We start from the raw sequence: 26382 nt of genomic DNA, 5'->3' as shown, positions 1-26382 counted from the left end.
GGTACTACTCCTGGGGTGGGACTGGCCTCTTGAGTGCGGCCGGCGGGACCGGCGGCAGCTGGTCGCGGCGCAGATGCCAGAGGCGGGGGTCGGACGTGGCGGCCGCGGCCGACCCGAGGGCCAGGGCGAGCGCCACGTCCGCGGGGGACTCCACGAATCCCGCGGCCACCGACGGGGACATCGCGCGCTGGGCCTGCGCGCTCATCCGGGCGATGATCGGGGCGGGCATGATCTCGACCAGGTCCGGCGCCCCGCGCGCGATCGCGTCCGTGGAGCGGCGCAGATTGGACCGGTCGGTGACGAACACCTTCATCATCGTCAGCAGGCCGAGCGGGCGGCCCTTCTCTATGAGCGAGAGCCGGGTGCTGACCACGCCGTGGGCGCCCATGTTCTTGATGAACTCCAGCGCGCCCCGGTCCTGCGCGAGACCGGGGCTGCTGTCCACGTTCACGAACACGAGCTTCCCCGCCCGCCCCAGCGCCGGCACGACCTGGGGCAGCTGCCCCACCGCGAACGAAGCGAGGATGCACACCTTGGCCGGTGCGGTCAGGAACTGCCGCAGCGGCTGGGTGCCGACGACCGACGCGATGACGGGCACCTCGGCGAACGCCGAAGTGAGCCGCGGATCGAGCGGGGCGCCGGAGCGGGACGGGGAAGGGGGCATGGCAAAACCTGCCTGGAAGAGTGCTGGGTCAGTTCAGCGGAGACGTACCGAATCGGCTGGGAAGACCCAGTTTGCCAGGGTTGAGAATGCCGGCCGGGTCCAGGGCCGCCTTCACCGCGACGAACGTCGCGAAGCCCGCTCCCAGGGATTCCTCCAGGTAGGGACCGCGCAGCAGTCCGCAGCCGTGGTGGTGGCTGAGCGCCGCGGCGTGCTTGATGAGTACGGCGTTGGCCGCGTCCCACACCGAGCGGTACCAGTCGCGCCGCGACTCGGGCGCCACCTCGCCGCGCAGCGAGAAGTAGACACAGGCGCCGTCGGTGTACGCGTGCGACTGGTGGGCCGAGGCCGCCAGGGTGCCCTCCACCGACTGGATCGCGGCGACGACCTCGTCGTAGATCACCGGGAGGTCGGCCCAGGAGGCCGCCATCTCCAGGGTGTCGGCGACGAAGCCGGGGCCGGGCGTGAAGCCGTCGGCGGACTTGCCGACGATCATCCGTTCGTCCAGCCAGCGCTCGAAGACGGCCTGGGAGTCCAGCTCGGGGCCGTACGCGGAGCAGACCTCGGCCGCCACCTTGATCGAGGCGTCCACGATCGCCGGGTCGCCCTCGTCGGCGATCAGCAGAAGATTGGTCTCCGGGTGGCCGAAGTGGGTGCCCGACTCCAGGGCGTCGTACAGCCGCAGGACAGCCGGGGTCGCACCGCGCTGCATGATCTTGCGGCAGGCGTCCAGGCCCTCGGCGAAGGTCTCGAAGCCGAACGCGACCGCGTTCGCGTACTCGGGCAGCGGGTGGACGCGCAGCCGGGCCGAGACGATGACGCCGAGCGTGCCCTCGGAGCCGATGAACAGCTGGCGCAGGTCCGGGCCGACCGCCGCGCGGGCGTAGTCGCCGTACGTGGCGCGGGTGCCGTCCGCGTGGATCACGTCCACGCCCACGACCATGTCCTCGATCTTGCCGTAGCGCGTCGAGAGCTGACCCGCACCGCGGCAGGCGATCCAGCCGCCGACCGTGGAGACGGCGAACGCGGACGGCCAGTGGCCCGTCGTGACGCCGTACTCCTCCTGGAGCTGCTTCTCGAAGAGGTCGCCGAACATGCCGGCCTGGACGTCCACCACGTTCGACTCGGCGTCGAAACCGGTGATCCCGTTCAGCGCGCACACGTCCAGGACGACCCCGCCGAAGACGGGCAGCGCCGCCCCCGTGACGTTGGAGCGGCCCGCGGACGGGGTGACCGGGATGCCCGCCTCGTGGCAGATCCGCAGCACGGCCGCGATCTGGTCCGCGTCGGCCGCCTCGACGATCACGGCGTCCGGCGTCGCGGGACGGCCCTCGGTCTCACCGATCATCGAGCCGGCCCACCAGTCACGGGTCCGGGTGACGACCTCGTCGCGCTCCACGTGCACGGCGTGCGCGGCCTCGCGCAGCGCCTCGACCACGGCCTCGGGGACCTCGACCGGGTTGGCCTGGAGCGCGGCCTCCCCGTCGCCGATCGGGGTGTTCTGCGCCCACTTGGCGAAACTGGGGGCGCCGATCGTGTAGTTGCCCCGGTTGAACGGGTGGGTGATGGTCTGACGGCTGATCATGCTGCTGCCCCTTCGAGGAGTACGGACTTTTCGTGACGGACGGCCGCGAGGTAGTCGGAGACGGAACGCTCCACCTCGGCCTCCGTGAGGTTCAGTTCGCGGCCGAGGATCGCGCCCACCGCGCCCGCCGCCTCGGCGGAGGCGTCGCGGGCGAAGAGCCGGGCGCGCATGCGGCGGGAGAGGACGTCGTCGACCGAGCGGGCGAGCTCCGCGCGGGCCGCGTAGACGACCTCGGCCTTCGTGTAGGCAAGTCCCGCGACGATGGGCTCGGCCAGCGTCGGGTCCTCCTGGATCAGGTCGCCGACGAAGCGCGCCTCGGTGCCGAAGCGCTCGCCCAGGTGTGCGGCGATGCCACCGGAGGCGGCCACGGCCTCGGCGTCGTAGCCGGCGCCGCCGAGCAGCGGAAGGTCGCTGGTGCGGCTCTTCCCCCTGCGGCCGAGGACCGCCATCACCTTGTCGATGACGAGCTCGCCCATGTGGCGGCTGGTGGTGAGCTTGCCGCCGGTCACCGTCACCATGCCGGTGCGGCCGACGCTGATGTGGTGGTCGCGGCGCATGTCGAGCGTCGCGCCCTCCTTGCCGCCGACCAGCGGACGCAGTCCGCCGATGGAGCCGACCACGTCGTCCGGGGTGAGCTTCCCCTCGAAGGCGGTGTTGGCGCCCTCCAGCAGGAAGTCCATCTCCTGACGCGTGCAGTGCACATCGTCGGGGGAGCCCTGGTAGTCCTCGTCCGTGGTGCCCAGCACGACGCTGTTGCCCCAGCGGGTGCAGGTCGCACGGCGGGCCCGGCCGGGGATCGGCACGGTGACCGTGCAGTTGATCCGTACCTTGTCCCACGGCACCACGATGTGCACGCCCTTGGCCGGGCGGACCTGCGGGCGGTGGCCGTCGACGGCCTTCGCGTCCAGCTCGTCGGTCCACACCCCGGTGGCGTTGACGACGGCCCGCGCCCGGATGTCGACGCTGTCACCGTCCACGTCGACCCGGGCCCCGGCCACCTTGCCGGACTGCATCAGCAGGCCTTCGGCCTTCGCCCCGTTCAGGACGGTCGCGCCGAGCGCGGCGGCGGTCCGCACGATGGTCAGGACGAGACGGGCGTCGTCGGTGCGGGCGTCGAAGTACATCAGCCCGCCCTTGAGGTTCTCCGCGCGCAGCGTCGGCGCCTGCGCGAGGACCTCCGGGACGGTCAGCCGCTGGTGCAGCTTGCCGATCCGCCAGCCGCCGACCAGGTCGTACGTCCACAGCAGACCCTCGAAGCCCTTGGCGAGGCGGGCGTCGAAGATGCCCTCCTTCTCCAGGATCGGGAAGAGGAACGGCAGCCGGTGCACCAGATGCGGGGCGTTCTTGCGGAAGCGGTGCCGCTCCAGGAGCGAGTGGCGTACGAGATTGACGTTGCCCTGCTCGATGTAGCGCAGACCGCCGTGCACCATCTTCGAGGACTTCGACGACGTGCCCGAGGCGAAGTCGTCCTTCTCGACCAGCGCCGCGCGCAGCCCGCGCGAGGCGGCGTCCAGCACGGCGTACGCCCCGGTGATGCCGCCGCCGATGACGAGTACGTCGTACGTGTCGTCGGCCAGCTGCCGCTTGGCCGCCGCGCGGTCGAGCAGCAGGGGGGTGCGGCGGGTCGCCGCGGCGGTGCGCCGCGGTTTCCGGGCGGGCATGGTGATCACAACATCAACTCCTGGTGGTTCGGTGCGGCGGCCGCGTGGTCGGGTGTCCGGCCGCCGCCTGCTGACGGTGAGGGGCCGTCAGTGGGGGGTGAGTGCGGGGTCCTTGAGGTGGCCGATCAGCACGTCGCGCCAGGCGGCCCGCTGTTCGGCGCGATCGTCCGCGCCGGTGGAGGGTTCGAAGACCCGGCCGTGCGGCTGCGCCTCGACGATCTCCTCCAGCGAGCCCCACAGGCCCTGGGCGACCCCGGCCAGATAGGCGGTGCCGCGCAGGCTGGCGGTTGCCGAGTCGGCGACCCGTTCCAGCGGGAGGCCGGTCAGGTCGGCCTGGATCCGCATGAGCGGGTCGCTGCCCGCGACTCCGCCGCCGACCCGGAGCCGGGTGAACGGGGCGCCCATGGTGGCGGCCACCCCGTCGACGAGGTCGCACACCGAGTGCGCGATCCCGTCGAGCACGGCGCGGGCCAGATCGGCGCGGGTGGTGGCGAGGGTGAGCCCGGTGAGGGAGGCGGTGGCCTCCGGGTGCCAGACCGGCGTACGGACCCCGGCGAGCGCCGGGACGAAACGAGGGGTGCGGCCCGGCCGGGTGGGGACCCGGCCGGCCTCCTCACCGAGCTCCTTCGGCGAGGCGAACAGGCCCAGGTCGTCGCAGAGCCAGCGCAGCGCCGAACCCGCCGTGGAGGTGTAGGCCTCCAGGCTGTAGTGGCTGATGTCGCCCTGCCGCCGGCCGGGCTGGGCGAGCACCCCGGAGATGTCCGGCCGGGGCAGGGCGGGCGTGGTGCCGGTCGCCGCGTCGACGAACGCGCCGGTCCCGTACATGCACATGCCCTGCCCGGCGGCCAGGCCGCCGAGCGCGATCAGTGCGGCGTGCTGGTCGCCCATGGAGGCGGCCAGCGGGACGGCGATGCCGAGGGCGGCCGGGTCGGTGATGCCGAATCCGGCGTCGTCCGAGCGGAGTTCCGGAAGCAGGTCGAGGGGGAAGCCGAGATGGCCGATCCACTCCTCGTCCCAGGCGTGCCGCTCCAGCAGGTAACCCCCGCTGGACGCGGCGTTGGTCGGGGTGGTGGCGTGCACGGCGCCACCGGTCAGCCGCCAGATCAGCCAGGTGTCGACGGTGCCGAAGAGCAGCCGGCCCTCGCGGTGCGCGGCGGCCACCGCCGGGTGCGCGGCGATCTGCCGGGCGGCCCAGAGGAACGGTGCGCGGGCGCCGACCGGCCGGCCCTGACGGGCGGTGAGAACGGCGTCCCACTTCGCCTCGTGCGCGGTGAGCTCGGCGGCGTACCGCCGGTCCTGCCACACCACGGCGGGCAGCAGCGGCTGCCCGGTGACCCGGTCCCAGAGCATCGCGGTGGCCCGCTGGGTGGAGAGGGCGACGGCGGTGAGCTCGATCCCCTCCGCCCGGGCGGCGCCGACGGCCCGGCGCGCCACGTCGAGGGTGGCGGTCCAGATCTCCATCGGATCCTGCTCGACCGAGAGGTCGTCCGGATGGCTGACCGCGATCGACCGGTAGAACACCTCGTGCGCGGCGCCGGAGTCGAGGACGACTCCGGCCCTGGTGCCGGTGGTGCCCTCGTCGATGGCCAGCACACCGCGCCGGGGGGAGGCGCCGGGGAGCGTCTGCGTCATTGCAGCCCTTTCATTGCGAGCATCGCGAGCTGTACGGAGGGGGAGAAGGGACCATCGTGTGGTGCGGCAGGCACGGCGGACGGTCAGCGCGCGGTGACGGACTCCGCGTGTTCCTGCGCCTCTGCTGCCTGCTCCGCCGCGGCCTCGTCGGGCGAAGCGGCCTTCATCGGGTCCCACTTGATGGCCAGACAGGTGATCATGCCGAGCAGCGGGACGACGGAGAGCACCAGGAAGGTGTCGGCGAGGCCGAGCGACTCCTTGATCTGCGGGAAGAGGTACAGCCCGGCGACACTGCCGAAGCTGCCGACCATCCCGGTGACACCGGTGCCGAGCGCGCGCACATCACTGCTGTACGAGAGCGCGGCGATGGACTTGCCGTTGGCGCCGGGGCCGGCGGAGTGGCAGAGGATGAACAGCACCGGCAGCAGGAACGCCACGGCCGTCGGGACCTTCTCGAAGGTGAGTCCCATCGCGATCAGGGCGACGAACACCCCGGCGAATCCGGCGGCGGAGCTGAGCCGCAGTCCGAGCCTGCGGCCGAAGTACGCGGACAGCAGCCCGCCCGCGATACCGAAGGCGTTGAACACCATCGAGCCGATCGTGGCCTTCTCGAAGCTCTCGCCGAAGATCGTCAGGCTGATCAGCGGGAGATACCAGCCGACCGCGAAGTACTGCATCGACTGCCCGAGCGAGATGACCGAGGAGAGGATCGTGCGCGGCAGGTACTCGCCCTTGAAGAGCAGTCCGGCCTGGCGGAAGCCGATGGCGGGTGCGGCGGTCGCGGCGCGGGTCGCCGCGTCCGGCTTTCCGGCGACCGCCTTGATGCCGTAGATCCGGTCCAGGTTGAGGACGGCGTCGTCCAGGCGGCCCTTGCTCGCCAGCCAGGTGGGGCTCTCCCTGAGCATCAGCCACTGGCCCACGAGCAGCGCCACGGCGACCACGGCGGCCGAGCCGACCGACCAGCGCCAGATGTCCGCGCCGACGTCCAGGTTGAAGAAGATCAGGGCGAGCGCGAGGTTGCTGGTGGTGGCGACGTACCAGACGGCCTGCCACAGGTTCAGCCGGCCGCCGAGCTTGGCGGGCGTGTACTCGGCGAGCAGGGCCATGGCGACGGCGAAGTCGATGCCGTACGCGACTCCCACCAGGACCCGGCCGACCCAGACGACCGTGAAGTCACCGGCGAACGCGGCGATCAGGGCGCCCGCGATGGCGAAGACCTTGGCGATGAGCAGCGGGGGGACCCGGCCGATCCGGGTGGCGAGCCAGCCGCCGACCGGGTTGAAGATGATCGCCAGGGCCGGAGCGGTGGCCGTGAGGATCGAGACCTGCGTGCTGGTCAGCTCCATCTGGGACGTCATCGGTCCCAGACCGGCGCTCAGTGCCGCATTCGAATAGGCGTCGAGGAACAGCCCGCCGAACACGAGGAACCAGATGACTTGCGCCCGGCCGGTGATCTTTCCCAGCCCATCGATGAGCGCAACGACGTCGGCGACGCCTTTGACGCTCGGACGTTGTGCCATGAATCCGCCTTCGAGGAAGACCCATCGGCGGCACGGGGAGCACAAAAAAAACAGGCATGACGAAACCACCGACAGGTGGTCTATGTCTGTGCCTGTCAAAACACTGCGGAAAGCGCCGCAGCACGTGAAGAGCGACTACACGAGGAGGTTAGGAAGACGTCAGGAGAAACGTCAAGGGTTTCCGGCAGGTTACCCAAACGTGACGAAGAGCCCATGGGGGTGGATCCACGCCCCGGCGAGCGTCCATCCCGACGAAGACGAAGACGAAGGCGAAGGCGAAGGCGAAGGCGAACGCGGCGGTGGCACGGCGCTGTGGGCGGCGGCCGCGCGTCAGGCGAAGCCGGGCGCCAGTGTGCCGAGAAGGGCCGCGAGGCTGTGCGGGTCGCGGCGGGCGATGTTGTGCCCCACGGGAATCTCGTGAACCCGCCAGGCCGAGTCGCTGCGCAACCGCTCGGGCAGGTCCGCGAACGGGCTGCCCGGCCACGCGCCACCGCTGATGAAGGTTCGGCCGAGCACGTCCCCGGGCTTCGCCCTCAGCCTGATCGACTGAACGAAACTGGCGAGTGGGTGCGGTCGCGCGCGGGGGTCGAGCCCGTCAGGGACGGCGACCCAACGGCCGTCGGCGTGTACGCCGGCGATGAACAGGTCCCGGAAACTGTCGCTGGTCAGGGACCAGCACGAATCCCCGTCGTCCGGGACGTAGGCGTCGATGAAGACGAGCTGGTCGATGCGGTCGCCGAGCCGGTCCGCGACACCGGCGATCACCATTCCGCCGTAGCTGTGCCCGCACAGTGCCAGGGGCGTTCCGTCGCTACGGTCGATGATCTCGGCCACCTGGTCGATATGGGTGTCGAGGTTCGGCGGACGGCCCGGATCGGCCGGGCCGTCAGGCTCCAGCCCCGACAGCGTCACGGCCTCGACGTGGTGACCGGCTCGGCGCAGTTCGGCGGCCACGGAGTCGAACACCCATCCACCTTGCCAACCACCCGGCACCATCACGAACTTCATTGCGTCATGATAGGCCGAGCGGCACCAGGCCGTCCGGCTGATGACCGGCCGCCCCGGCGGTCCCGTCCAGGCCGCCCGCCGCCCGGCGCGGCCGGCGCCGCACCCGCCGGCCGTTCCCGCGTCTCAGGCCTGGGCGCCACGTTCCGAACCGCCTCTCCGTCACGATCACCCGTGATCCCTGCAGGAGCATCGAGGCGGGTGCGACGGGGGTGTTCCGGTGCCGGGGCCGGGAGCGTTCGGCGCGTGGGCCGGGGCGCGCGAAAGGCGGGGCGGTGCCGTGCGCACCGCCCCGCCTTTCGGCCGTCTCCGTCAGCGGCCCGCCTGAAGCGCCGCCCAGGTGCCCGGACCCACGATGCCGTCGGCCGTCAGGCCCCGGCCGGTCTGGTAGCTGCGCACCGCGGTGGCCGTCCCCGGCCCGAAGCTCCCGTCGACACCGACCGTCGAGCCGAGCGCCGCGGTCAGCGCGCGCTGGAGCCGCTTCACGCCGTCACCCGAAGCCCCCTCGGCGAGCGTGGGCGTGGTGCCCGCGGACAGCAGCGCCGTCCACGTCTTCGACCCCACCACGCCGTCGGCCTCCAGCCCGCGCGCGGTCTGGAACGCCTTCACCGCGCTCTGCGTGGCCGTGCCGAAGCTGCTGTCCGCCTCGCCCGCCGGATAGCCCTGCGCGTTCAGCAGCGTCTGAACGGCCTTGACCTGGGCACCCGTCGACCCGCTCTGCTGTGTCGCGTACGCGGTGAAGCTCAGCCCGTCCGCGCCGGGACTGCCGCCGGTGCTCCCGCCGACCAGCTCCATGTAGCGGGTCCAGTCCCAGTACGGGCCCGGGTCGGTGTGGTCGTTGCCCGGTGCCTCGCTGTGCCCGATGATGTGCGCCCGGTCCTTCGGGATGCCGTACCGGTCGCACAGATACGCCGTCAGGGCCGCCGATGACCGGTACATCGAGTCCGTGAACCAGGACGGGTCGTCGATGAACCCCTCGTGCTCGATGCCGAGCGCCGAGGCGTTGGCGCTCCGTGCGTGGTAGGCGGTGTCGCTGTCACGCACCATCTGGGTGATCTGGCCGTCCGACGAGCGCACCACGTAGTGGGCGCTCACCTCGGACGCCGGGTCCTGGAACCAGCTGATCGAGCCCGCGTACGAGCCCTGCGTGACATGGATGACCACCTTGTCGATCGCCGCCGAGCGGCCCGTGGCGTAGTTGTTCGCGTTCGCCGGGACCCAGAGCGCCGACGGGTAGTCGGCACTCCGGGTGCTCACGTCCGCGGCGGTGAGCGCACCCTTGTGCGGTGACACCGGGCGCCCCGTCACGGAGATCCGCTCGCCGTCCGGGGAGACGGCGTCCAGCCCGTCCGCCAGGAAGGTGTAGACCGTGTCGGCGTAGAGGGCGGCGGCGGCCCCCTCGGTGCCGCTGTAGCGGGCGACGGCCGGATACCAGGAGCCGAGGTCGTCGCGGTCCCGGGCGTCGAGCCCGAGCCTGTCCGCGTAACCGCGCAGCACCGCCGCGCCGCCCATGATGTTGGCCGCCGTGTCGGAGCGGAGCTCGGCCAGGGGCGTCCCGGTGAGGGTGGCGGCCCGCTCCAGGGTCCGGTTCGTGGGGTTGCTGACCAGGTGCATGATGCCGTAGCCGTTGGCCTGGCTGGGGCGCCCGGAGTGGCCGTCGAGCCGGGTCTCGCCGTATCCGACGGCGGCGAGCAGATCGCGCGGGACGTCGAACGTCTCGGCCGCCTGCTCGAACGCCCGGTTCATCGGGTGCCCGGTGTCCGTCGAGGCGAGGGCCGGGGTGCCGGTCGCGGCCAGGACGGTGGCGGTGAGGGCCGCCAGCACGGAAGCGCGGGCCTTGGTGTGGGCGGCGGCGCGTGTGGGCATACCTGCTCCTGCTCTGTGGGGGAGAAGAACGGCCCCGCGCCCGGGTGGGGTGGGCAGAGGGGCCGCGAAGCCCGCTCAGGGTATCCATCTGTTCGGGGCATGACAACGACGGTGTCGCGTGTCGAAGTCCCTTTCACTCCAATGGAGTTGAGGTCGGGTCAGGGGAGGCGGGGAGTCAGGACCCCGCCTCGGCGGGCGGGGTCCTGACGGCAGGTGCTACCAGCGGTCGCGGTGGATGACGTCGGCCACCGGGCGGCGCCTGATCGGACCGAAATTGCCCTGCGGCCATCCGACGGGAATGGCGGCGAAGGTCTCCATGTCCTCGGGGATGCCCAGCGCCTCCTTCCACTCCTGCTCCAGCATCAGGTGCCAGATGGTGACGTTCGCCGCGAGCCCCAGCGCGCGGGCGGCGAGCAGGATGTTCTGGACCCCCGGGTACACGCAGGACCCCTCGGCGAGCGCCTGGAAACGGGTCTGGGTGGTCATCATGTGCTCGACCCCCGCCGGACCGAGCGCCTGCGCGTAGGCGGCCAGGCCCTCCTCCTCCATCCGGGGCTCCGGGAACCGGTAGCAGGGCACGATCAGCGCGGGCGTATCGGCGAAGTGGTCACGCTGGTACTCGATCGCGGCGACCATCCGGCCGTACGCCGCGTTGTCCATGCCCTTCGGCGTGTACTTCCCGGTCGTCGCCAGATACGCGTCCACACACCGCTTCCACAGCGGAGCCAGACGTGCCATCACCTCGCGGTCCGTCACCACCACGTACTCGTAACACTGCATGTTCCCGCCGCTGGGACCCCAGACAGCGGCCTGTATGAGCTGCTCAAGCGTCTCGTCCGGCACGGGCTCCGGCTTGAGACGGCGCATCGCGCGCATCGTGGACATGGTGGAGAACAGGGCCTCGGCCTCGGCCGTTCCGGCTGCCTGAGTCGTTTCGATCGTCATGATCGCGGAGTTTACGGGCGAAGCCCCGCCATGAGGAGGCCCGTTGATCAGCCCGCGGCCGGAGCGGTCCGCCGCAGCCGGACCACCGGGATGTCGCGGTCGGTTCCGTCCCGGTACTGCGCGTACCGGGGGAAGACCTCCACCAGATGCGGCCACACCCGCTCCTTCTCCCCGGCGGACAGTGTCTCCGCGACGGCCGGGAAGCGCTCGGGGCCCACCCGGAGCTCGACGGCCGGGTTCGCGAGCAGGTTCAGGTACCAGAGCGGATGGCTGTCCGAGCCGCCGTTCGACCCCACGATCAGGTAGTCGTCGCCGTCGCGCCCGTACATCAGCACCGTGCGCCGCAGCGCGCCGCTGCGCCGGCCGACGTAGTCCAGCAGCAGGCAGGGGACGCCGAGCTGCGTGGTGCCCTTCGTGCCGCCCGACGACTCGTACAACTCGGCCTGCTTCGCCACCCAGGTGCTCGGGCTGACCTGTGCGGGTGTCTCGTTGCCGTTCTCCACTGCCATGCCCGGATCTCCCTCTCGCGTATCTTCCGCCCCATCGTCGCACCCCGGCGTACGCACCAGCGGATTCGCACACCTGGACAACCCCCCACCGCACGGGGGAACGCGGACCGGACCCGCCCCCGGCAGGGCGTATAAAAGGTTCCTCCGGACCAGCCGGCGTCCCCCGATGGCACTCACACCTTCACGCGGCAAGGCGTCACCGCGTACGACAGCGGAGGAGTGCCCCATGAGCACGGCAGACGAGATCAGCACCTTGCTGGTGGCGAACTTCGGGACCGATCCGGCAGCGATCCGCCCCGAGGCGTCGCTGCGGCAGCTCAGGCTGGATTCCCTGGCCCTGGAGGAACTGCGGCTCCTCATCGAGGACCGGCTGGGCGTCGACCTGGACGACGTCCAGCTGACCTCGCGCGACACCGTCGGCCGGCTGGTCGATGCCGTGCACGTGCACCGGAAGGCCGCGGCATGACGGCCCCGTACCGCCCCGAGCCGTTCGCCGCCGCCGTCACCGGCATCGGTCTGGTCACCGCGGCCGGCGTGGGTACCGCGGCCACCTGGCGCGGGGTGTCCGAGGCCATCGAAGCGCCCTCGGTCCTGCACCGGCCCGAACTCCACGACCTGCCGTGCGACTTCATGTACACCATCACCGGCCTCGACACGAAGGCCGTGCTCGGGATCGCCGCCCAGCGGCTCATGGACCGCTTCTCGCAGCTCGCCGTCATCGCCGCCCGCGAGGCCGTCGCGGACGCCGGGCTCGACCCCTCGGTCTGGGACAGCGGCCGCGTCGCCGTCGTCATCGGCTCCGCCCACGGCGGACTGCCCTTCTACGACGAGCAGCACACCGCCCTCACCGAGCGCGGCGCCCGCCGGGTCTCGCCGAAACTCGCCCCGCTCACCGTCGTCAACGGCGCCGCCAGCAGCGTCGCCACCGACCTCGGCGCACGCGGCCCGAGCCAGGCCGTCTCCACCGCCTGCTCCTCCGGCACGGTCGCCATCGGCACCGCCCACCAGATGCTGCGCACCGGCGCCTGCGACATCGTCGTCGCGGGAGGCGCCGAGTCCGTCTGCTCCCGGCTGCTGATCGCCAGCGCCTGCCAGCTGAAGGCCGTATCCACCCGGCGCGACGACCCCGAGGGGGCCTGCCGCCCCTTCGACACCCACCGCGACGGCTTCGTCGTCGGCGAGGGCGCCGGCCTCCTCGTCCTGGAACGCCCCGAACACGCGGCGGCCCGCGGCGCCACCGTCCGGGCCCACGTCGCCGGCTACGGGGCCTCCAGCGACGCGTACTCCGCCGTCGCCCCCGACCCCGACGGGCTCGGCATCGAACGGGCCCTGCGCACCGCACTCGCGGACGCCGGGGTGGCCGCCGCCGACATCGGGCACGTCAACGCCCACGGCACCTCGACCGTGGCGAACGACCTGATCGAGGCGACGATGCTGCGCCGGGTCCTGGGCGAGCACCCCCTCGTCACCTCGACGAAGGCCATGACCGGACACACCCTGGGCGCGGCGGGCGGCATCGAGACCGCGCTGACGGTCCTGGCCCTCCAGCACCAGCTCGTACCGCCCACCGTCAACCTCGACGTCCCCGACCCGGAGATCCCGGTCGACGTGGTGAGGAAGGAAGCCAGGCCGGGCGTGTTCGACGCGGCCGTGAAGACCTCGCTCGGCTTCGGCGGGCACAACGCCGCACTCGTCCTCACCCGGGCCTGATCCGAACGAAAGGCCCAAGGACCGATGACCATGCCCGACGAGATCATCCGGAACCTGTCGGTGCACGGGCTGCGTTACAGCTACCGCGTCCTGGCGCAGCCCTCGCCCCGCACCGATCCGGTCGTCGTCCTCGGCGGGGCGCTCCAGGGAATGTACGGCTGGCCGCAGATGGACGAGCACCTCGGCCCGCACGCCCCGGTCGTCACCGCCGACCTCCCCGGCATGGGCGCCGCCGACCCGCTGCCGCCCGGCACCGGCGACGACGTCCTGTACGACGCCGTCGCGGCCGTCATCGACGACCTGGGCGCGGACCGGGTCAACCTCTTCGGGTTCTCCTACGGCACGGCGATCGCGTTCGGCTGCGCCCGGCGGAACCCCGGGCGGATCGCCCGGCTGGTCCTCGGCGGCGTGCCGGCACACATCAGCGAGGCCCAGCGGGCCCATTGGGGCGGCGCGGTCGACCGGCTGGGCACCAGCGACGTGGAGGGGCTCGCCACCATCACCGCCGAGGCGCTGATGTGCCTGGACCCGCGGCGCCGGGTGCACCGCAGGGAGCTCGCGCGGCGCTATGTCCGGCGTTCGTTCGTGCACGCGCTCACCCATTCCCCGCACGCGGCGCAGTCGTTGCGCCGGGCGCTGGGTCACCGGCCCGACTTCTCCGGCGGGTTGAGCGGGGTGCCCGCGCTCGTCTTCGCGGGCGAGCACGACACCGTGACCTCACCCGAGCGGCAGCGCGCCTTCGCGGCGACGATCGAGGGCAGCCGTTTCCTGACGATCGGCGACTCCGACCACTGGGTCGTGCTGGAGCGGCCCGACGATGTGGCGGACCTGGTGGCCCGCTTCTTCACCGACCGGCCCCTGGAGGCCGCGCCCGCCCTGGGGCCGTTGCCCTCGCTGCCGCGCCCGCGTGCGGGCGCGGCAGGTCCGGTCCTGCCGCGGCCGGGCAGCTGAACGGCCTGCGGCCGGGATCAGCGGCGGCCGTCCACCTTCACCCGCACGATCTGCGGGTCGTGGTCGCTCGCCTGGTCCGCGAACTCGGCGTTGATGTGCACCACGTCGTAGTCGAACCGCCGGATGCCGGGGCTCGTCAGGATGTGGTCCAGCGTCTGCGAGTTGCCCTCGTACACATAGCTGTACTGCTCGTTCGCGGGCAGCGTGGTGATGAGCGGCTTGAGCGCCTTGCCTGCGGTCAGCGCGGACATCGTCGGTGAGAACGCGAAGTCGTTCAGGTCGCCGAGCGTGACGACCCGCGCCGACTTGTCTGCCGCCAGCAGCGACTTGACGAAGGTGTTGACCTCCGCCGCCTGCTGGACCCGCTTCGTCTCCGAACTGCGCGACGGTTCCTGGTAGCGGCCGTGCAGCGGCTGGTCGCCGCCCTTGGAGGTGAAGTGGTTGCCGATCACGAACACCGGCTTCCCGTGGAAGCGGAACTCACCGACCAGCGGCTTGCGGCTGTCGGACCACGCCTCGTTCGCCGGGCTGATCCGGCCGGGCGACACCGACAGGGTGACGCCCTTCCGCGTCGGCACAGCCGTCACCGCGGTCGTCGCGTCGCCGCCCGCACGGTCCACGAAGGAGACCCGGTGCGGGTTGAAGAGGAAGACGTTACGGATGTTGCCGCCGGGCTCGCCGCCGTCCTGGCCGTCCTGCGGGGCGACATAGCGCCAGGCGTAGCGGGGTCCGCCCGCCGCGACGATCGCGTCGGTGAACCGCTTCAGCGTCGCCTCGGAGCCGACCGTGCCGTCGCTGACCGCGCCGTTGTCGTCCTGGATCTCCTCCAGCGAGACGATGTCGGGGGAGGAGAGGTTCACCGCGACGCCCTTGGCCAGCGTGTCGAACTTGGTCTGCTCGTCGAGCGCGTCCAGGTTCTCCACGTTGTACGTGGCGACGGCGAGTTCGCCGCCCTTCTGCTTCCGCGTGACCTCGCGCTGCAGATGGCGGTCGGTGAGCGTGCCGAGCTCGGTGGCCTGGAGGTTGTAGCCGCCGAACGAGGCGTAGTCGATCACACCGGTGGTGGTGCCGGACAGCACGTCGCCGACGTTCCCGACGGGGAAGGGGCGCGTGGCGTCGAGCGACATCACCTTGATCCGGCCGGTGTTCTGGTCGGTGTACGAGGAGTACAGCGTGCCGCCGCGCCGGGTCGGGTTCTGCTTCGGCTCGACCGTCACCCAGATCTCGTCGTACGCGGTCGTGGCACCCGTGACCCGGGTGTCGGCGATCTGTACGCGGGTGCCTTCGAGTGACTCGTAGAGATCGAGGGCGTACGTCGACGGCTCCAGGGGCAGCGCGTCGACCGATCCGCCGTCCGCCGAGGGGACATAGGCGGCCGGCACCGCGGCCGCGTCGAGCACCACCGGCGCCGGAAGCGCGTGGCCGGACGAGAGGACCGTGGTCCTGGGGGCGGTGATCTCGGTGATGGACTGTGTGGTGGCCGACGGGTAGTACTCGTCGACCGTGCCGCTGACCAGGACGGAGTCGCCCACCGCGACCGCCGGGGCGGTGGAGCCGGTGTACACGAAGACGCCCTCGCCGGTGCGCGGGTCCTCGTCCGGGGCGGTGTCCTGGATCCAGAAGCCCTTCGAACCCGTGGTGCGGACCGCGGTGACGATGCCGGGCACCCCGGTCACTGCCTTGCCGTCCAGCGGGGAGACCCGGGTGATGCCCTGGATGTCGTGCACACGCACGGTGCCGGGCTCGGTCGGGTTGCCCGGGTCGCCCGGGTCCGTGCCGCCGCCGGACGTCTCGCCGGCCGCGTTGACGGGGGTGGGGGCCGCGGCGGAGAGGTCCGCCGCGTTGTCGTCGGTGTCGGAGAGGGAGGCCGCGCGCGCCACGGAGGCGGTGGCGGAGGCGCCGGTGGCCGGTCCGCTGCCTTCCCGGACGACCGCGGAGCCGTAGCCCACCAGGTCGACGATGCGGGTGTCGGTGGCGCAGTCGGCCGCTGTCCTGCAGGTCAGCGGCGTGGTGCCGGAGACCAGAGCGACGGTGCCGCTGGCGGCGGACATGGCGACGGTGCCGGTGGCGTCCGGGGCGGGCAGTGCCACGGTGCCGCCGGTGCCCGCGGCCTGGGCGAGCAGATAGCGGCCGCCGGGCGCGACGGAGCCCGTCAGCGCCGAGACCTGCCACAGCGAGCCCGCGGACGGGGCCCCGGGCAGGTACTGGACGCTGAACCCGGACAGGTCGTAGGCGGCGGAGCCGGAGTTGGCCAGCTCGATGAAGTCGCGGGTGAGCGTCGCTCCCGAGTTCCCGCCGCCGCCGTACACCTCGGAGATCACGGCGGTCGACGACGGGGCGGCGAAGGCGGCGGGCAGCGCGGTCGCCGAGAGGGTCACGGCGACCGCGCCGGCCAGCAGGACGGAACGGGATCTGGATATGCGCACGGATACTGCCCCTCAGAGTGTGATGAGGGAGCACAAGCTATGCGCGTAGAACCGGCGATGACAAGGCATCAGAGGTTAATTCCAGAAATCGTTCCGCCGTCCGGCCGGGTGCCGCTGGCGGCCCCGCCCGCAGTCGTCGTACCGCCCGGTCCCCGAACGGCTGTTCACGCGCCCGCCGTACCCCCGCCATGCCGCCGCAACAACAGGGCAACATCCCTCCTGGGTACGGGTGTCCAGGATGCGGCGATGGTTTGACCGGGTTGCGCCGGTCCGGCTACGTTGCGCGGCATGCAGCGATCCGCACACCTGACGACGCGAGGTCATATCGACCTGAAGCGTGTGTGCTCCGCCGTGTGTCACCGCGCCTGAGAGCACCACACCTGCGACTGGGGGCCACGCCCGCCCCGGTTCCTCGCAGGGTCTCTCTCCACGGAAGAGGCAGCACCCTCCGGCTCCGCGCCGCAGGCGGTCTGCCCCTGGGGCCTTTCGTTTGGATCATGCTGGGCTCGCGGGGTCCGGCACCGCACCTCGCGGCGTTGTCGTCGGTCGCCATGGCTCCCTCCTCCGCCTTGCGATGCACGGCACCGGACCCCGCTCCCCGATCCAGCCTGATCCAAACGAAAGACCCCAGCTCCGTCCGCGGAGCACGCACCGCGTCAATCGCTGCCACCGAGGACCTGGAAGTCACTGTGAAGAGTCTTTCCGCGCCCGCCCGCACCCCTCACGCGGACCGCCCCACCCCGCTGCGCCGCTCCGACATACCCGCCCCCGCTTCCGGACGCCGGCACACCGGCACCGGATCCGTCTTCGGCGCGATTCTCGACCACGGACCGGTCGCCCGCTCCACCGTCGCCCGTCTCACCGGCCTCTCGCCCGCCTCCGTGAGCGGGCACGTCGGCCGGCTGCTCGACCGCGGACTGGTCCGGGAGAGCGCGGAGACCGCAGGGCCCAAGGGGCTCGGCCGGCCGCACATCCCCGTCGAGATCGACACCGGCCGCTTCCTGGTGGCCGGGGCGCACATCGCCGTCGCCCACTCCACCGTCTCCCTGATGGATCTGCGGGGCCGGATCGTCGCCGAGGACCGGCGGCCGCACCGCACCACCGAACCCCGCCACATACTCGACGGACTCGCGGCCCGGCTGCCCGGCCTGGTGGCCGCGCACGCCGGCGGACGGACCGTGCTCGCCCTGGGCCTGGCCACCGGTCACCGGGTCGACCCGGTGACCGGGGTGGTCGTGGAACACCCGCACCTCGGCTGGCGCGACGTGCCGGCCCGCGACATCCTCTCCGCCGCGACCGGGCTGCCGGTCCACGTGGACAGCCACTCACGGGCGCTGGCCCGCGCGGAGCAGTTGTTCGGCGAGGAGTCGACCCGCAGCAGCACCGTCCTGCTGTTCGTCGGCGCCGTCGTGGACGCGGCCTTCGCCACCGAGGGGGCCATGCACCGCGGCCCGCGCTCGGGGGCCGGCAGCGTGGCGCACCTTCCGCTCGGCGCCGGTGGGACGGGCGGCGCCGAGCCCTGTTCCTGCGGCCGGGCCGGCTGCCTCCAGTCGGAGGTGTCGGAGCGCGCCATGGTGCGGCGGGCCGCCGAGCAGGGGCTGGTCGTCGGCTCGTTTCCGGAGCTCCTGGAACAGGCGCTGGCCGGGGACGCGCGGGCGGTGGCGCTGTTCCGCCGACGGGCACGGCTGGTCGGCCGGGCGGCGGCCCTGCTGCTGGACATGTTCGACCCGGAGGTGCTCGTCGTCGTCGAACCCGGGGCGGGCCGGATCCCGGAGTGTCTGGCGGATCTGCGGGCGGAGGTGGCGGAGCGCTCCTGGGTCTGTGACGACCCGGAGCGGGCCGTGGTGCCGAGCAGCTTCACCGGCTCCGTGCTGGCCACCGCGGGTGGTGCGGTGGCGCTCGGTGAGCTGTACGTGGACCCGCTCGGCCCCTGGCCGGCGCTGCCCGCGGTCTCCTGACGCCCTCTCACCTCCCGCGCCCGTCCTCGTATCCGACTTAATTCAGGCAGTTGCATTGTTGACCGGACCCGAATCGAAACGGGATGATGGATTCATGACCAGCCGACAGCGGAATTCAGGAGACGCGTCCTCGACGACGCGCACCTGCCGCGCGGCCGCGTCGGCCGGCGTTCGCGCTGCGAGCCTGTGTTGTCGCTCCTGCCCGGGTGCCCGATAACCACCCGATGAATTCCGGCGGGAGTCCGCTCCGCCGTGCGTTCCGATCTGCCCTCATGCGTACCCCATCGCATTTCTCTGCCCCTTTCCGACTTTCCATCAGGGAGAGACGTTGACCATTACCGTGCCCTCGTACCTGGCGCCGGCCGCGCCCGCCACGAAGGGAATCGCCCCGGACCGGTTCAAGAAGGCGTTCCGCCGCTATCCCGCAGGAGTCGTCGTCGTCACCGCCGACGCGGGCCACGGCCCGATCGGCTTCACCGCCACCTCGCTCAGCTCCCTCTCGCTCGACCCGCCGCTCGTGTCGTTCGGCATCGGCACCGGCACCTCGTCCTGGCCGCACATCGAACGGGCCGGTTCGGCCGTCGTGAACTTCCTCGGCGCCGAACAGCGGGACCTGGCCACCACCTTCGCCACCAGCGGCATCGACCGGTTCGCCGCCCCCACCCGCTGGCGACGCCTGCCGGAGGGGGAGCCGGTGCTCGACGGAGTGGCCGGCTGGCTGCGGCTGGAGACCGAGCAGATCGTCCCGGCCGGCGACCACCGCATCGTCATCGCCCGGGTGGTGGACGCCCGGCTCGACGAGGGACGCAGCCCGCTGCTCTTCCACGACGGCGCCTACCACTCCCTCTGACCAGCCGCCCTCTCCTACGACAACGGATCAGGAATTCACCATGGCACACCACGACACATACAGGACCGTCGGCCGCAGGTCGTTTCTCGCCCTCGCCGGCGGGACGGCCATAGGTGCGCTCGCCGCCTGCTCACCCCAGGTCAGAACAGCGGCAAGCGCCGAACCCTCCGGAAAACTCCCCTCGGGTGCACCGCCGCCGGGTACAGAACTCTCCATAGCGGTCCGGTCGACACAACTCCAGCTCAAGCCCTCCGGATTGCAGAAGGACCTTTCCTTCGGTGTTTCCCAGTGGCCCAACCTGAGCGCGGGGCCCGATATCATCCAGGGATTCCGGTCCCATTCCATCGACCTTGCGGTCAACGCCGGAATTCCGCCCATCCAGGCCCACGCCATCGGCGTCGGGGCGAAGATCGTCGCCGTGCAGGTGCGGAACCATCCCTCGTACGTCTTCGCGACCGCACCCGGCTCGGACATCAGGTCCGTGGCCGACTTCCGCGGCAGGAAGATCGGCTTCTCCCAGGGCCAGGCGCAGGGTGTCGTCGTCCTGCGCGCACTGAAGCAGGCGGGCATCGCCAACAAGGACGTCGAACTGGTCGCCCTGCCCAGCACGCAGTTCCTCACCGCCCTGCAGTCCAAGCAGGTCGATGTGGCACCGCTCGGCGAACCGACCCTCACCAAGTACCTCACCCAGTACGGGAAGGACGGCGCACACGGGGTGAAGACCGACGTGGTGGACCTGCTCACGGTCCTCTGGGCGCCCAACGAGGTGCTGAACGACCGGGCCAGGGCCGCCGCCGTGCGCAGCTTCATCCCGCTCTGGGCCCGCGGCCTGACCTGGGCCTGGGAGAACACCGACGAGTGGATCGACACCTACTACGTCAAGGACCAGGGCGTCTCCCGGGAGGACGGCAAGCGCATCGTCGCCTCGCTGCACAAACCGCAGTTCCCGGTCGACTGGGACAAGGCGATCGCGTGGGAGCAGGAGACCGCCGACCTGATGGCCGAGGGCGGCTTCGTGCCGAAGCAGGACGTCGCCGAGCTGTTCGACCGCCGCTTCGAGGGGATCGCGGCCAAGGCCGTGGCCGCCCGGTACCGGGAGACGTCATGACCGAACTGCTGACGAACACCCGCACGGCAGGCCGCGTGAGCCCGGCTGCCGTGCCACTGAGGAAGGCCGGGGAGCCGGGGGCCGGGACGAAGTCCGCCCCGCCCGTGCCCCGTGCCACCCGCAGGCGGCTCGGCCCCGGCCGGGCCATCCCCTTCGGGCGGCTGATCGGCCCGGTGCTGGTCATCGCCCTGTGGTGGTTCGCCTCCGCCATCGGCTACCTCGACCCCCGGATCCTGTCCGGACCCGGCACGGTCCTCTCCACCGCGTCCGACCTCGTCTCCAGCGGCCGGCTCCAGGACAACGTCCTCATCTCGCTCCAGCGCGCCGGACTCGGTCTGCTCTTCGGGGTGACCGCCGGGGTGCTCCTCGCCGTCGCCGCCGGACTCAGCCGCACCGGCGAGTACCTGCTGGACGGGCCGCTCCAGATCAAGCGGGCCATCCCCTCCCTGGCCATGCTCCCGCTGCTGATCCTCTGGCTCGGCATCGGCGAACAGATGAAGGTGACCGTCATCGCGCTCGGCGTCGCGGTGAACATGTACATCAACACGTACGCCTCGCTGACCGGCATCGACAGCAAGTATGTCGAGCTCGCCGAGGGACTCGACCTGAGCCGGGCGCAGTTCGTCCGCAAGGTCGTGGTGCCCGGCTCGCTGCCCGGCTTCTTCGTCGGGCTGCGCCTCGGCGTCACCGCGTCCTGGCTCGGACTGATCGTCGTCGAGCAGATCAACGCCACCAGCGGCATCGGCTACATGATGTTCCAGGCCCAGCAGTACGCCCAGTCCGACGTGATCGTCGTGGGCCTGGTGGCCTACGGGATCTTCGGCTTCGCATCGGACGCGGCGGTACGCGCCGTCGAGAGGAAGGTCCTGTCATGGCGACGCACTCTGGCGGGCTGAACCCCGCCCACGGGGCCGGTACGACGGCGGTCGCGGAGCGCCCGGCCATCCGCACCGGGAAGCTGGTCCGCCGGTTCGGTGACCGCGACATCCTCAAGGAACTCGATCTCACCGTGGCGCCGGGCGAGTTCACCGCCCTGCTCGGCCGCAGCGGCTCCGGCAAGTCCACGCTGCTGCGGGCCGTCGCCCGGCTCGACCACACCGTCGAGGGCTCCGGTGAACTCACGGTCCCCGACCGGGTGTCGCTCTCCTTCCAGGACTCCCGGCTGCTGCCCTGGCTCCGGATCATCGACAACGTGATCCTCGGGCTGCGCGGCCCCAGGACCCGCGAACGCGGTCTCACCGCACTGGCCGAGGTCGGCCTGGAGGGCCGCGACCGGTCCTGGCCGCACGAGCTCTCCGGCGGTGAGCAGCAGCGCGCCGCGCTGGCCCGCGCCCTGGTCCGGGAACCCGAACTCCTCCTGGCGGACGAGCCGTTCGGCGCCCTGGACGCACTGACCCGGATCAAGATGCACGACCTGCTGCGGGAACTGTACGAACGCCACCGCCCCGCGGTCCTCCTGGTCACGCACGACGTCGACGAGGCCGTCGAACTCGCCGACCGGGTCCTCGTCCTGGAGGACGGACGGATCTCCGTCGACCTCGTCGTCGACCTGCCCACCCCGCGCTCCCGCCGGGACCCCCGGTTCCAGGAGTACCGCGACACGCTGCTCACCGCCCTCGGCGTGCCCCAGCCCCAGACCCCTGCCGAAGCGAAGGAATCCCATGTCCCGCACGCCTGACCGCAAGCAGTTGCACCTCAACGCGTTCCTGATGTCCACCGGCCACCACGAGGCGTCCTGGCGGCTGCCCGGCAGCCCGGCCGGGGCCGACTCCGACATCGAGCACTACAAGAACCTCGCCCGGATCGCCGAACGCGGCCGGCTGGACTCGCTGTTCCTCGCCGACAGCCCCGTCCTGATGGGCGACCCCGGCCGGCGGCCCGCCGCCAAGCTGGAGCCCACCGTCCTGCTCACCGCGCTCGCCGGGGCCACCGAGCGCATCGGCCTCATCGCCACCGCGTCCACCAGCTACAACGAGCCGTACAACCTGGCCCGCCGGTTCGCCTCGCTGGACCATGTCTCCGGCGGCCGGGCCGGCTGGAACATCGTCACCACCGCGGGGGCCGACGCGGCCCGCAACTTCGGCCTCGACGACACCCCGCTGCACCACGACCGCTACCGCCGGGCCGGCGAGTTCGTCGAGGTCTCCACCAAGCTCTGGGACAGCTGGGCCGACGACGCCGTGATCGCCGACAAGGAACGCGGCGTCCACGCCCTGGCCGACCGCGTACGGAAGATCGAGCACAACGGCGAGTTCTTCCGCGTCGACGGCCCGCTCAACGTGCAACGGCCCCCGCAGGGATATCCGTTGCTCGTACAGGCCGGATCGAGCGAGGACGGCAAGGACTTCGCGGCCCGCTACGCGGAGGCGGTGTTCACCGCCCAGCAGACCCTGGAGGAAGGCATCGCCTTCTACAAGGACGTCAAGCAGCGCGCCGAGGTCATCGGCCGCAGCCCCGAAGGCATCAAGATCCTGCCCGGCATCGTGCCCGTCATCGGCGACACCGAGGCCGAGGCGCTGGCGCTGGACGCCGAGCTGGAGGGCCTCATCGTCCCCGAGTACGCCAAGCGCCAGCTCGCCCGGACGCTGAGGATCGCCCCGGACGACCTGGACCTCGACGCACAACTCCCCGATGACATCCCCACCGAGGACGAGATCGAGGGTGCCAAGAGCCGCTACACGCTCATCGTGGAGCTGGCCAGGCGCGAGAAGCTGACCGTACGTCAGCTGATCGGCCGGCTCGGTGGCGGCCGCGGCCACCGCACCTTCGCCGGAACCGCCGAGCAGGTCGCCGACACCATCGAGCAGTGGTACGACAGCGGGGCCGCCGACGGTTTCAACATCATGCCCGCCGTCCTCCCCTCCGGCCTGGAGGTCTTCGTCGACCGGGTGGTGCCGATCCTCCAGGAACGCGGCCTGTTCCGTACCGAGTACACCGCGAGCACCCTGCGCGGGCACTACGGGCTGCCGAGGCCCGCCAACCGGCTGTTCGAGACCGTCGACCGCAGCGAGGGGCACTTCGGCATCGGCCTGGCGGAGGCCCGGTGACGACGAGGCCGGGCTGACTCCCGTACCGCTCGCACTGGCCTTCGTGCTGGAGCACCGACCCGGCGCTGCACCGCCGTCCGCTCCCGGGTGCGCAGTCAGGACACCGGCACGCGGTCCAGGAAGCCGCTGACCGAGCTGATCCGCCCGTCATCGGCGAGAGTGATCACGTCCGAGCCGGCGACGGGCGCCGAGCCGTCGGCCGCGGCGACCAGCTCCCAGCCGAAGCGGGCGAGGGCGTGATGCCCGTCCACCGCCCCGGCCGGCCGGAAGGAGAACCCGGGGAACTGCTGCTGTGCGCCGCTGATCGCGGCGGCCAGCGCCTCGTGCCCTCGTACGTCGGCCAGCGGGTCGGTGTACGTGGCGTCCTCGGTGAACGCCGCGGCGACGGCCTTCTCCAGCTCCTCGGGGGTGGCGGCGTTCCACGCGGCGAAGTAGCGCTGGACGGCCTCGTCGTATGCGGTCATCGTGCGGTCCTCTCCCTCGGCTCCGGCCGCTGGGCCGGGAGCGCTGTGCTGGTGAGGAACACGATGTCGCACGGGGCGGAGGGCGTCGATTACCTCCGGGGTAAGGGCGGCGGAGGCGGTCCCGGCAGAGGCCCTACGGCTGCGCGTCCGGAATGACGTGCATGGCCGCCTCCTCGGCGGACGCCGCCGCCCCGTCGATCCCGACGTCCTCGCCGGCCATGCTGTCCGGCTCGTCCAGGTCCAGTTCGCGGGTGAGCCGTCCGGCGCGGACGTCCCCGACCTCCGCGTCCCGGGGCTCTCCGTCCCCGTCGGACAGGTCGCCCTCGTCGTCGCCGGACCGATCGGCGGTCTCGGGCAGCTCCCTGGCCAGCCGGCCGTCCAGCGTCTCCCCGCTGAGCTGCTCGGACCCGGTGGTGCCCCGGTCCTCCACGGCCCATGGCCGTTCGGGAGGCGAGTACCCCTCGTCCAGGACGTCGGCGAGCTGCCGGTTGTCGAGGGTGTCCGCCGCGTCGAGCTGCTCGACGGGGTCGGAGGCCTCCGGCTGCTGGGGCTGGTACACATCGTCGCCCCGGTCGGCACCTTCCATGACGTTTCCCTTCCCGGTGTCGGGGATCCCGGGCCATGCCTGCCGTACGACGCGGGAGCAAAGGGCCGTACCGGCCCGATTGCCTTGGAACTTCCCGTACCCCTTCAGGATAGGCAGCCGGGGCCGGGGCTCGCACCGTGCGGCCGTGCACGGGCGGGGACGGCCGGTGTGCGAGACCATGGAAGGTGCAGGCCGGACGGGCGGGTGTCGCGGCAGGCGAAGCCCGTTCGCAGCCCGGCCCGCACCGTCCTTCCGAAGGCCGTCGTGGAGAGGCCGTCATGGAGTACCCGGAGAGCTATCAGCTGGTGTTTCAGTCGTCCGCCGTGGAGGACGACACGGTGACCGTCCGGCGGACCGCGCAGTCCGGGGCGGGCGGATACCCGGTCTACGAGGACGAGACCGGGATCGTCCGCGCGGAGATCAGCGAGCGCGGAGAGGTGCGCATGCTCGCCAGCGGCGGGCATCAGCTCCTCGGTACGCCACTGGTGGTGCCGGAGCCGACCGTCTGAGCCGGCCGGGCCGGCCGCATCCTCCCGCGGTGACCGCCCCGGGAGTATGGGCGCATGACCGAACCGTTTCCGCTCCCGCTCGCGGGCATCACCGTCGTCAGCCTGGAACAGGCCGTCGCCGCGCCCTTCGCCACCCGTCAGCTGGCCGACCTCGGCGCCCGCGTCATCAAGGTCGAGCGTCCCGGCGGCGGTGACTTCGCCCGCCGCTACGACACCACCGTGCACGGCCAGGCCAGCTACTTCGTCTGGCTCAACCGCTCCAAGGAGTCCCTGACCCTGGACGTCAAGGCGCCGGAGGGGCGCGAGATCCTCGATGAACTCATCGCCGGAGCCGATGTGTTCGTGCAGAATCTCGCGCCCGGAGCGGCGGACCGGATGGGTCTCGGCGCCGCGGCCCTCCAGGCCCGGCATCCCTCCCTCATCACCTGCACGGTCAGCGGCTACGGCACCAGCGGATCGTGGTCCGGACGCAAGGCGTACGACCTCCTGGTGCAGTGCCAGACCGGGCTGCTGTCGATCACGGGCTCACCCGACGAGCCCGCGCGCTCGGGGATCTCCGTCGCGGACATCGCCGGCGGGATGTACGCCTACAGCGGCATCCTGTCCGCCCTCTTCACCCGGGCCACCACCGGCCGGGCCCCCACGGTCGAGGTCTCCCTCTTCGACGCCCTCGCCGAGTGGATGAGCCAGCCCGCGTACTACACGCGCTACGGCGGGACCCAGCCCCCGCGGATCGGTGCGCAGCACGCCACGATCGCGCCGTACGGCCCCTTCACCGCCGCCGACGGCAAGGACGTGATGCTCTCCATCCAGAACGAGCGCGAGTGGGAGGCCCTGTGCGGCACCGTCCTCGGCCGGCCCGGACTCGTCGACGACCCCCGGTTCGTCACCGGCTCCGACCGGGTCGCGCACCGCGAGGAGCTCAACGCCATCGTGGCCGCACGGTTCGCGGACCTCGGCAGCGCGGAGGCCATGGACCTCCTGGACCGGGCGGCCATCGCCAACGCCGGCGTGAACTCCGTCATGGAATTCCTCGACCACCCCGCGCTCACCGAGCGCGACCGCTGGCGCGATATCTCCGTGCCCGGCGCCCCCGGCCCCGTACAGGCACTCCTGCCACCGGTGGACCTCGGCGGCGTCGGCCCGCGGATGGACCCGGTACCCGCGGCGGGCCGGCACACCGGGCAGATCCTCGCCGACCTGGGCCGCAGCCGCTCCGACATCGAGGCGCTGTGTGCTCGGGGCGTTGTGGAGACGGCGGACCTTTATCACGAGGAAGCCTGCGATCACATCGTGCCGACGCAGGACAATTCGGTTTGAGTCGTCAAACACTTGGTCGAAATTTTGCCCCTGGTGGGCTGCCTGCGGAAGACACCAGGCACACTCAAC

The 26382-nt window shown here is 71.7% G+C and carries 23 protein-coding genes; 11 read left to right on the top strand and 12 right to left on the bottom strand.

Annotation, left to right across the window (positions count from 1 at the left end):
- Positions 1 to 4: 4 nt before the first annotated feature.
- From OG912_RS03735 to OG912_RS03695, 9 genes are all read right to left on the bottom strand, one after another.
- Positions 5 to 664: a glycerol-3-phosphate responsive antiterminator gene (locus tag OG912_RS03735; RefSeq protein ID WP_327708158.1), complete on the bottom strand. Its 660-nt coding sequence runs from the start codon at positions 662 to 664 to the stop codon at positions 5 to 7.
- Positions 665 to 692: 28 nt separating this feature from the next.
- Entirely contained in the window at positions 693 to 2246 is a 1554-nt protein-coding gene (locus tag OG912_RS03730; protein ID WP_327708157.1) for an FAD-binding oxidoreductase, read from the bottom strand.
- The gene (locus OG912_RS03725; protein WP_327708156.1) at positions 2243 to 3916 is read right to left on the bottom strand and encodes a glycerol-3-phosphate dehydrogenase/oxidase; all 1674 of its coding nucleotides are present in this window, start codon (positions 3914 to 3916) and stop codon (positions 2243 to 2245) included. Before OG912_RS03725 ends, OG912_RS03730 begins: the two co-directional genes overlap by 4 nt.
- A 78-nt stretch (positions 3917 to 3994) precedes the next feature.
- Positions 3995 to 5539: an FGGY family carbohydrate kinase gene (locus OG912_RS03720; protein WP_327708155.1), complete on the bottom strand. Its 1545-nt coding sequence runs from the start codon at positions 5537 to 5539 to the stop codon at positions 3995 to 3997.
- An 83-nt stretch (positions 5540 to 5622) separates the two neighbouring features.
- Positions 5623 to 7059 carry an MFS transporter gene (locus OG912_RS03715; protein WP_327708154.1) on the bottom strand — a complete coding sequence of 479 codons (1437 nt, stop codon included), beginning with the start codon at positions 7057 to 7059 and terminating at the stop codon, positions 5623 to 5625.
- A 330-nt stretch (positions 7060 to 7389) separates the two neighbouring features.
- Complete coding sequence (locus tag OG912_RS03710) at positions 7390 to 8067, bottom strand: alpha/beta fold hydrolase (RefSeq protein ID WP_327708153.1); 678 nt, start codon at positions 8065 to 8067, stop codon at positions 7390 to 7392.
- Between the two features lie 309 nt (positions 8068 to 8376).
- Complete coding sequence (locus OG912_RS03705; RefSeq protein ID WP_327708152.1) at positions 8377 to 9930, bottom strand: peptidoglycan-binding protein; 1554 nt, start codon at positions 9928 to 9930, stop codon at positions 8377 to 8379.
- A 216-nt stretch (positions 9931 to 10146) separates the two neighbouring features.
- Positions 10147 to 10875 (bottom strand): nitroreductase family protein, encoded by a 729-nt coding sequence (locus OG912_RS03700; protein WP_327708151.1) that lies wholly within the window; start codon positions 10873 to 10875, stop codon positions 10147 to 10149.
- Between the two features lie 47 nt (positions 10876 to 10922).
- Positions 10923 to 11384 carry a nitroreductase family deazaflavin-dependent oxidoreductase gene (locus tag OG912_RS03695; RefSeq protein WP_327708150.1) on the bottom strand — a complete coding sequence of 154 codons (462 nt, stop codon included), beginning with the start codon at positions 11382 to 11384 and terminating at the stop codon, positions 10923 to 10925.
- Positions 11385 to 11610: 226 nt separating this feature from the next.
- On the opposite strand from OG912_RS03695, the gene OG912_RS03690 reads away from it, so the two are divergent.
- Genes OG912_RS03690 through OG912_RS03680 form a run of 3 tightly spaced genes read left to right on the top strand, consistent with a single transcriptional unit; the run spans position 11611 to position 14045 of the window.
- Positions 11611 to 11850, top strand: coding sequence for an acyl carrier protein (locus tag OG912_RS03690; protein ID WP_326739679.1), 240 nt, complete (start codon positions 11611 to 11613; stop codon positions 11848 to 11850).
- Positions 11847 to 13094 (top strand): beta-ketoacyl-[acyl-carrier-protein] synthase family protein, encoded by a 1248-nt coding sequence (locus OG912_RS03685; protein WP_327708149.1) that lies wholly within the window; start codon positions 11847 to 11849, stop codon positions 13092 to 13094. The genes OG912_RS03690 and OG912_RS03685 overlap by 4 nt, the downstream gene beginning before the upstream one ends.
- Before the next feature lie 30 nt (positions 13095 to 13124).
- Positions 13125 to 14045 carry an alpha/beta fold hydrolase gene (locus OG912_RS03680; RefSeq protein WP_327708148.1) on the top strand — a complete coding sequence of 307 codons (921 nt, stop codon included), beginning with the start codon at positions 13125 to 13127 and terminating at the stop codon, positions 14043 to 14045.
- A 17-nt stretch (positions 14046 to 14062) separates the two neighbouring features.
- Here the strand turns inward: OG912_RS03680 and OG912_RS03675 are convergent, their stop codons facing one another.
- Positions 14063 to 16471 carry an endonuclease/exonuclease/phosphatase family protein gene (locus OG912_RS03675; protein WP_327708147.1) on the bottom strand — a complete coding sequence of 803 codons (2409 nt, stop codon included), beginning with the start codon at positions 16469 to 16471 and terminating at the stop codon, positions 14063 to 14065.
- 689 nt (positions 16472 to 17160) lie between these two features.
- Here OG912_RS03675 and OG912_RS03670 point away from each other — a divergent pair.
- The 6 genes from OG912_RS03670 to OG912_RS03645 all read left to right on the top strand — a co-directional run bounded on the left by OG912_RS03670 (position 17161) and on the right by OG912_RS03645 (position 23434).
- Positions 17161 to 18429, top strand: coding sequence for an ROK family transcriptional regulator (locus OG912_RS03670; protein WP_327708146.1), 1269 nt, complete (start codon positions 17161 to 17163; stop codon positions 18427 to 18429).
- A 328-nt stretch (positions 18430 to 18757) separates the two neighbouring features.
- Complete coding sequence (locus tag OG912_RS03665) at positions 18758 to 19279, top strand: flavin reductase family protein (RefSeq protein WP_326739683.1); 522 nt, start codon at positions 18758 to 18760, stop codon at positions 19277 to 19279.
- A gap of 40 nt (positions 19280 to 19319) precedes the next feature.
- Positions 19320 to 20387, top strand: coding sequence for an ABC transporter substrate-binding protein (locus tag OG912_RS03660; protein WP_327708145.1), 1068 nt, complete (start codon positions 19320 to 19322; stop codon positions 20385 to 20387).
- Positions 20384 to 21283, top strand: a complete 900-nt coding sequence (locus OG912_RS03655) for an ABC transporter permease (protein ID WP_327708144.1) — start codon at positions 20384 to 20386, stop codon at positions 21281 to 21283. Before OG912_RS03660 ends, OG912_RS03655 begins: the two co-directional genes overlap by 4 nt.
- Positions 21259 to 22065: an ABC transporter ATP-binding protein gene (locus OG912_RS03650; protein WP_327708143.1), complete on the top strand. Its 807-nt coding sequence runs from the start codon at positions 21259 to 21261 to the stop codon at positions 22063 to 22065. The genes OG912_RS03655 and OG912_RS03650 overlap by 25 nt, the downstream gene beginning before the upstream one ends.
- The gene (locus tag OG912_RS03645; protein ID WP_327708142.1) at positions 22049 to 23434 is read left to right on the top strand and encodes an LLM class flavin-dependent oxidoreductase; all 1386 of its coding nucleotides are present in this window, start codon (positions 22049 to 22051) and stop codon (positions 23432 to 23434) included. Before OG912_RS03650 ends, OG912_RS03645 begins: the two co-directional genes overlap by 17 nt.
- 95 nt (positions 23435 to 23529) lie before the next feature.
- Here OG912_RS03645 and OG912_RS03640 read toward each other — a convergent pair whose 3' ends face one another.
- Both OG912_RS03640 and OG912_RS03635 read right to left on the bottom strand, forming a co-directional pair.
- Positions 23530 to 23898, bottom strand: coding sequence for a nuclear transport factor 2 family protein (locus OG912_RS03640; RefSeq protein WP_326739688.1), 369 nt, complete (start codon positions 23896 to 23898; stop codon positions 23530 to 23532).
- A 133-nt stretch (positions 23899 to 24031) separates the two neighbouring features.
- Positions 24032 to 24484 (bottom strand): DUF5709 domain-containing protein, encoded by a 453-nt coding sequence (locus OG912_RS03635; RefSeq protein WP_327708141.1) that lies wholly within the window; start codon positions 24482 to 24484, stop codon positions 24032 to 24034.
- 278 nt (positions 24485 to 24762) lie between these two features.
- On the opposite strand from OG912_RS03635, the gene OG912_RS03630 reads away from it, so the two are divergent.
- On the top strand, positions 24763 to 24993 hold the full coding sequence (locus tag OG912_RS03630) for a DUF6296 family protein (RefSeq protein WP_326739690.1): 231 nt from the start codon (positions 24763 to 24765) through the stop codon (positions 24991 to 24993).
- 54 nt (positions 24994 to 25047) lie between these two features.
- On the top strand, positions 25048 to 26313 hold the full coding sequence (locus OG912_RS03625) for a CaiB/BaiF CoA transferase family protein (RefSeq protein ID WP_327708140.1): 1266 nt from the start codon (positions 25048 to 25050) through the stop codon (positions 26311 to 26313).
- Positions 26314 to 26382 lie beyond the last annotated feature (69 nt).

The organism is Streptomyces sp. NBC_00464, assembly GCF_036013915.1.
GTDB lineage: Bacteria > Actinomycetota > Actinomycetes > Streptomycetales > Streptomycetaceae > Streptomyces.
This window is presented reverse-complemented; position numbering and strand designations above follow the sequence as displayed.

Excerpts from the sequence above, each read along its gene's own strand:
- OG912_RS03735 (WP_327708158.1), bottom strand. The coding sequence starts at position 664 with ATGCCCCCTTCCCCGTCCCGCTCCGGCGCCCCGCTCGATCCGCGGCTC.
- OG912_RS03730 (WP_327708157.1), bottom strand. The coding sequence starts at position 2,246 with ATGATCAGCCGTCAGACCATCACCCACCCGTTCAACCGGGGCAACTAC.
- OG912_RS03720 (WP_327708155.1), bottom strand. The coding sequence starts at position 5,539 with ATGACGCAGACGCTCCCCGGCGCCTCCCCCCGGCGCGGTGTGCTGGCC.
- OG912_RS03715 (WP_327708154.1), bottom strand. The coding sequence starts at position 7,059 with ATGGCACAACGTCCGAGCGTCAAAGGCGTCGCCGACGTCGTTGCGCTC.
- OG912_RS03710 (WP_327708153.1), bottom strand. The coding sequence starts at position 8,067 with ATGAAGTTCGTGATGGTGCCGGGTGGTTGGCAAGGTGGATGGGTGTTC.
- OG912_RS03705 (WP_327708152.1), bottom strand. The coding sequence starts at position 9,930 with ATGCCCACACGCGCCGCCGCCCACACCAAGGCCCGCGCTTCCGTGCTG.
- OG912_RS03700 (WP_327708151.1), bottom strand. The coding sequence starts at position 10,875 with ATGACGATCGAAACGACTCAGGCAGCCGGAACGGCCGAGGCCGAGGCC.
- OG912_RS03695 (WP_327708150.1), bottom strand. The coding sequence starts at position 11,384 with ATGGCAGTGGAGAACGGCAACGAGACACCCGCACAGGTCAGCCCGAGC.
- OG912_RS03690 (WP_326739679.1), top strand. The coding sequence starts at position 11,611 with ATGAGCACGGCAGACGAGATCAGCACCTTGCTGGTGGCGAACTTCGGG.
- OG912_RS03685 (WP_327708149.1), top strand. The coding sequence starts at position 11,847 with ATGACGGCCCCGTACCGCCCCGAGCCGTTCGCCGCCGCCGTCACCGGC.
- OG912_RS03680 (WP_327708148.1), top strand. The coding sequence starts at position 13,125 with ATGCCCGACGAGATCATCCGGAACCTGTCGGTGCACGGGCTGCGTTAC.
- OG912_RS03660 (WP_327708145.1), top strand. The coding sequence starts at position 19,320 with ATGGCACACCACGACACATACAGGACCGTCGGCCGCAGGTCGTTTCTC.
- OG912_RS03655 (WP_327708144.1), top strand. The coding sequence starts at position 20,384 with ATGACCGAACTGCTGACGAACACCCGCACGGCAGGCCGCGTGAGCCCG.
- OG912_RS03650 (WP_327708143.1), top strand. The coding sequence starts at position 21,259 with ATGGCGACGCACTCTGGCGGGCTGAACCCCGCCCACGGGGCCGGTACG.
- OG912_RS03645 (WP_327708142.1), top strand. The coding sequence starts at position 22,049 with ATGTCCCGCACGCCTGACCGCAAGCAGTTGCACCTCAACGCGTTCCTG.
- OG912_RS03640 (WP_326739688.1), bottom strand. The coding sequence starts at position 23,898 with ATGACCGCATACGACGAGGCCGTCCAGCGCTACTTCGCCGCGTGGAAC.
- OG912_RS03635 (WP_327708141.1), bottom strand. The coding sequence starts at position 24,484 with ATGGAAGGTGCCGACCGGGGCGACGATGTGTACCAGCCCCAGCAGCCG.
- OG912_RS03630 (WP_326739690.1), top strand. The coding sequence starts at position 24,763 with ATGGAGTACCCGGAGAGCTATCAGCTGGTGTTTCAGTCGTCCGCCGTG.
- OG912_RS03625 (WP_327708140.1), top strand. The coding sequence starts at position 25,048 with ATGACCGAACCGTTTCCGCTCCCGCTCGCGGGCATCACCGTCGTCAGC.